Origin of the sequence: Cupriavidus sp. WS (assembly GCF_000395345.1) — a bacterium.
Lineage (GTDB): Bacteria > Pseudomonadota > Gammaproteobacteria > Burkholderiales > Burkholderiaceae > Cupriavidus > Cupriavidus basilensis_B.
In genome coordinates this window covers 1-4,800 of record NZ_AQPL01000359.1, presented here as the reverse complement: position 1 = coordinate 4,800, position 4,800 = coordinate 1, and the positions used below count along the sequence as shown (strand labels likewise).

At 70.3% G+C, this 4,800-nt stretch carries 5 protein-coding genes; all 5 read right to left on the bottom strand.

Annotation, left to right across the window (positions count from 1 at the left end):
- Window positions 1-97 precede the first annotated feature (97 nt).
- Window positions 98-1,048: a DUF979 domain-containing protein gene (locus K206_RS0126350; protein WP_020205371.1), complete on the bottom strand. Its 951-nt coding sequence runs from the start codon at window positions 1,046-1,048 to the stop codon at window positions 98-100.
- Window positions 1,049-1,054: 6 nt separating this feature from the next.
- The gene (locus tag K206_RS0126345) at window positions 1,055-1,798 is read right to left on the bottom strand and encodes a DUF969 domain-containing protein (protein ID WP_020423918.1); all 744 of its coding nucleotides are present in this window, start codon (window positions 1,796-1,798) and stop codon (window positions 1,055-1,057) included.
- A 108-nt stretch (window positions 1,799-1,906) separates the two neighbouring features.
- A complete protein-coding gene (gene pxpA / locus K206_RS0126340) occupies window positions 1,907-2,647 on the bottom strand; it encodes a 5-oxoprolinase subunit PxpA (RefSeq protein WP_020205369.1) in 741 nt (246 codons plus the stop codon).
- A gap of 79 nt (window positions 2,648-2,726) precedes the next feature.
- Complete coding sequence (locus K206_RS0126335) at window positions 2,727-3,752, bottom strand: biotin-dependent carboxyltransferase family protein (protein WP_020205368.1); 1,026 nt, start codon at window positions 3,750-3,752, stop codon at window positions 2,727-2,729.
- Window positions 3,749-4,399, bottom strand: a complete 651-nt coding sequence (pxpB, locus tag K206_RS0126330; RefSeq protein WP_020205367.1) for a 5-oxoprolinase subunit PxpB — start codon at window positions 4,397-4,399, stop codon at window positions 3,749-3,751. The genes K206_RS0126335 and pxpB overlap by 4 nt, the downstream gene beginning before the upstream one ends.
- Between the last annotated feature and the right edge of the window lie 401 nt (window positions 4,400-4,800).

Here is a 4,800-nt window from a genome sequence, read left to right as displayed (position 1 = left end):
GGCGAAATTTCCGGGGAAGCTCACCCTTAAGGCCGTTGAAGTTAAAGCCCCCCCAAAAAAATCCACTCTAACCCCAACGCCAAAACTCAAAAAAACCTCACATCAAGAAATACAACAACCCAATATTAGCCACCAAAATCAACAACGCCGTAGGCACCTGCGCCCGAATCACCGCATTCTTGTCGTCGAGCTCCAGCAGCGCCGCCGGCACGATATTGAAGTTGGCCGCCATCGGCGTAAGCAGCGTGCCGCAGTATCCCGAGAACATCCCGATGGCCGCCATCACCGCCGGGTTGCCGTGGAACATGTTGACCAGGATGGGCACGCCCACGCCGCCGGTCATCACCGGGAACGCGGCGAAGCCGTTGCCCATGATGACGGTAAACAGCGCCATGCCCACGCAGTACACCACCACGGCCACCAGCTTGTAGTCCATGTTGATGTAGGCGGTGGTCAGGTGCGCCACGGCCTTGCCCACGCCGGCGTCGGCGAACACCAGGCCCAGCATGGCCAGCATCTGCGGCAGCACCAGCGCCCAGCCGAGCGACTCGGTCAGGCGGCGCGATTCGCGCATGCCCTGCATCACGGTGTCGCGGGTGAGCCAGCATGCGGTGCCGAGCGCGATCAGGCAGCCGATGCCGAGCGAGACGAAGGTCACGTTCTTGGGGTCGAGCAGCGGCAGGCCGGCGAGCTTCACGTCCTTGAACAGCACGGTGCCGATCACCGTCACCAGCGGGATCAGCAGCGCCGGGATGAACAGCTTGTTGCTCAGGCGCTTGGCCGAGGCGCGGCGCTCGCCCTCGGGCAGGGTGCCGTGCTTGCCGTGGCCCACGCCGCCGAAGCCGGCGATCAGCGCCATCACCACCGCGCCGATGCCGACGATGGCCGGCGGCAGCTTGTCGCCGACCAGGAAGACCAGCGCGTAGAGCGCCCAGAACAGGCCGGTGGAGAGGCGGCGCGGATGCTCGCGGTCGGCGAAGGTCATCAGCGCGGTGATGGCCAGCACCAGGCCGGCGAGCCAGTAGAGATAGTCGATGGATACGATCATGATGGCTTACTCCCCGCCCTTGGCGTTGGCTGCGACACCGGCTGCGCCGGGCGCGGCGGCGCGGCCGCCCATCTCGCGGGCCAGCCAGCCGTCCAGGCGCTTGAGGCGCACCGCGTGGATCAGGAACGCGCAGACCGCGGTGGGGATGCCCCACACGGCGATGTGCAGCGGCTCCACGTCGATGTTCGACGACAGCAGGAAGGTGTGCATCAGCGCGATCGCGCCGAACGCCACGAAGATGTCCTCGCCGAAGAACAGGCCGACGTTGTCGGTGGCCGCGCAGAAGGCCAGCACGCGCTGGCGCACCGGCTCGGGCAGCTTGCCGAAGCGCGCTTCCGCCGCGCCTTCGGCCATCGGCGCGAGCAGCGGGCGCACCATCTGCGGATGGCCGCCGAGGCTGGTCAGGCCGACGGCGGCGGTCAGCTCGCGCACGCCGAGGTAGACGATCAGCAGGCGCCCGACGGTAGCCGAGGCGATGCGCGAGATCCACGCCTGCGCGTGCTCGCGCAGCCCGTGCCGCTCGAGCAGGCCGATCACCGCCAGCGGCAGCAGGATGATCAGCGGCAGGTTGCGCGTCTTGACGAAAGCGGTGCCGATCGCAGTGAAGATCTGCGTGACCGGCATGCTCGCGGCAAGGCCCGTGGCGATGGCGGCCAGGGCCACCACCATCATGGGATTGAAGCGCAGCACGAAGCCGAGAATGATGATACCGACCCCGACTAGGGGCCAGAGATTGACTGCCTGTTCCATGAGAGACACCAGTAGCGTGTGATGGAGGCGAGTGCCCTGCGCCGCGTCATGCTGCTCGACGCCCGCGGGGCACGGTGATGCCGGGACCGGAAGCGCGCGGCGCGCGCTTCAGGCTCCGGCGCGGATTGCGATGCCTTCGGCGCCGAGCCGCTCGCGGATGCGGCGCGCAAAGGCAAGCGCGTGTGCGCCGTCGCCGTGCAGACACACGGTTTCGGCGCGAATCGGTACCCAGGTGCCGTCGATGGCGCGCACGCGCTGCCCGCGCACCATGTCGAGCGTCTGGCCCAGGGCCACGTCTTCGTCCTCGTGCAGCGCGCCCGGCGTGCCGCGCCTGACCAGCGAGCCGTCGGGGTTGTAGCCGCGGTCGGCGAAGACTTCTTCCTTGACCTTGAGGCCGGCCGCGCGCGCCACCTTGACCATCGCGCTGCCGGCCAGGCCGAAGAAGACCAGGTCGGAGTCGAAATCGCGCACCGCGCGCACGATGGCGTCGGCCAGCACGGGGTCCTTCGCGGCCTGGTTGTAGAGCGCGCCGTGCGGCTTGACGTGGGCCAGCTGCCCGCCCTGCGCGCGCACCAGCGCGGCCAGCGCGCCGATCTGGTAGAGCACGTCGGCGTACACGGTGTCGGGCGCGAGCTGCATCTCGGTGCGGCCGAAGTTCTCGCGGTCGGGGTAGCTCGGGTGCGCGCCGATCGCCACGCCGGACGCCAGCGCCCAGCGCACGGTCTGCAGCATGGTGGCGGCGTCGCCGGCATGCCAGCCGCAGGCCACGTTGGCCGAGCTGATCAGCGTGAGCAGCTCGCGGTCGGTGCCGCAGCCTTCGCCGAGGTCGGCATTCAAGTCGATGTGCATTGCATTACTCCTGGTTCTGTCCTTGCCGGCGATGCGGCCATGTCCGTGTGCGGGTCATTCGATGCGGGCGGACACCATCTCACGCCACCGCCAGCCGCGTGCGCGTGCGCCGCCGCGCCGCGATCACCATGCTGCCGTCGCCCTGCCACTGCAGGGCCTGGTCGACCTGTTGCAAGTAACGGTCCAGCTCGGCCTGGGCGGCGGCGGCCTGCTCCAGCGTCACCCGCGCGAAGCGCACGGGCGCGCCCAGCGGCACCTGCGCCAGCCGCCACAGGTCGGCGCCGATCACCACGCCGATCTTCGGATAACCGCCGGTGGTCTGCGCGTCGGCCATCAGCACGATGGGCTGGCCGGCCGGCGGCACCTGTACCACGCCGGGCAGCACGCCGTGCGAGAGCAGGTCCGCCGCGCGCGCGGGCTCGCGCGCCAGCGCCGGGCCCTGCAGCCGCAGACCCATGCGGTTGCTGTTGGGCGTGACGGTCCACTCGGACTGCCACAGCGCGTCGCGCGCGGCCGGCTCGAAATCGTCGTACTCGATGCCGGGCAGCATGCGGATCGGCACCGCGTCGCCCAGCTTCTTCACCGGCAGCGCCCACGCCGGCGCCTGCACGCCGAGCCAGTCGCTGTCGTCGGCCACACCGGGCCGGCCGGCCGCGAGCCGGTCGCCTTCGCGCAGCGCGCGGCCGGCGAAACCGCCGAAGCCGGCCTTGAGATCGGTGCTGCGCGAGCCCATCACCGGCGCCACGCCGATGCCGCCGGCCACGCACAGGTAGGTGCGCGTGCCGCCCTGCGCGGCCGACAAGGTCAGGGTCTCGCCGCGGCGCACGTCGAAGGCGTGCCACGACCACACCGGCACGCCGTCGAGGTTGGACTTGCAGTCGGCGCCGGTGAGCGCCACGCGCATGTCCGCGTGAAAGCGCACGGCGGCGCGGCCGAGGGTGAATTCGATGGCGGCCTCGCCGGTCGCGTTGCCGAGCAGGCGGTTGCCGATGGTGAGCGCGACGGTGTCGAGCGCGCCCGCGGTGCCCACGCCGAAGCGGCGGAAACCCGGGCGGCCGAGATCCTGGACCGAGGCCAGCGCGCCGGGACGGAGAATTTCGATCACGCCAGCAACTCCTCGACGACGAAGCGCACGGTATCGCCGGGCGCGAACAGGGAAGGCGGATCGCGGTCGGCCACGAACAGCTCGCTGTCCGTGTGCCCGATCAACTGCCAGCCGCCGGGCGCGGCGGCCGGGTAGATGCCGGTCTGCTCGCCGCCGATGCCGACCGAGCCGGCCGGCACCGACAGCCGCGGCTCGTGCCGGCGCGGCGTGGCCAGCGCGGGATCGAGCCCGCCCATGTAGGCGAAGCCGGGCTGGAAGCCGAGGAAGTACACCACGTATTCGCCGGCGCTGTGGCGGCGCACCACTTCCTGCGCGCTCAGCCCGGTGTGCGCGGCCACGTCGGCCAGGTCGGGGCCGTATTCGCCACCGTAGCGCACCGGGATCTCGACCAGCCGGCCGGTGGCCTCGCGCGCCTCGCCGGATGCCCAGGCGAGCTTGAGGTTGCGCTCCAGCGCCAGCGGGTCGGCGTCGTGGTCGAACACCACGGTGAGGTTGTTCATGCCGGGCACCGCATCCACCACGCCGCGCCATTCGGCGGCGCGCTGCGCCATGGCCCAGATACGGCGCTGTACGTCGAGCGAGGCCGGCGGCGGCACGCTGCACAGCAGCGCGCGCTCGGCCAGGCGGTGAACGGAACATCGGAACATGGAAAGGCACCGGGAAGGGACCTGACTTGCAGTGTAGGCGCGCGCACCGGACTCGTCAGGCGCGGCGCCGGCCGCGAAGCGGTCCGTTGCAATAATCTTTTTTCATCGACAATTTATCGATGAATTCATGATAACCAAACGAGAAGATGATGGGGCTAGGTGTAGACCCTAGGACGCTGCCGGGACGGCGGGAGGGACCGGCGCAGCCCCGCCCCGCCTTGGTGCAGGCCGCACCGCGAGGGCGCCGGACGCGCGTCCGCGGCGAGCCGGGCAGTCTCGTTACGAGCCACGGCGGTGCAGGAACGGCGCGGCAGGCGGGCCGGGCGCGCGGGCGGGGGGAGGTCGCGGAAAGCAGAATTTTTTTGCGCCGCCGGGAGGAATCGTGGCGCGCCCGCAACGTT

Excerpts from the sequence above, each read along its gene's own strand:
- pxpA (WP_020205369.1), bottom strand. The coding sequence starts at position 2,647 with ATGCACATCGACTTGAATGCCGACCTCGGCGAAGGCTGCGGCACCGAC.
- K206_RS0126345 (WP_020423918.1), bottom strand. The coding sequence starts at position 1,798 with ATGGAACAGGCAGTCAATCTCTGGCCCCTAGTCGGGGTCGGTATCATC.
- K206_RS0126350 (WP_020205371.1), bottom strand. The coding sequence starts at position 1,048 with ATGATCGTATCCATCGACTATCTCTACTGGCTCGCCGGCCTGGTGCTG.
- pxpB (WP_020205367.1), bottom strand. The coding sequence starts at position 4,399 with ATGTTCCGATGTTCCGTTCACCGCCTGGCCGAGCGCGCGCTGCTGTGC.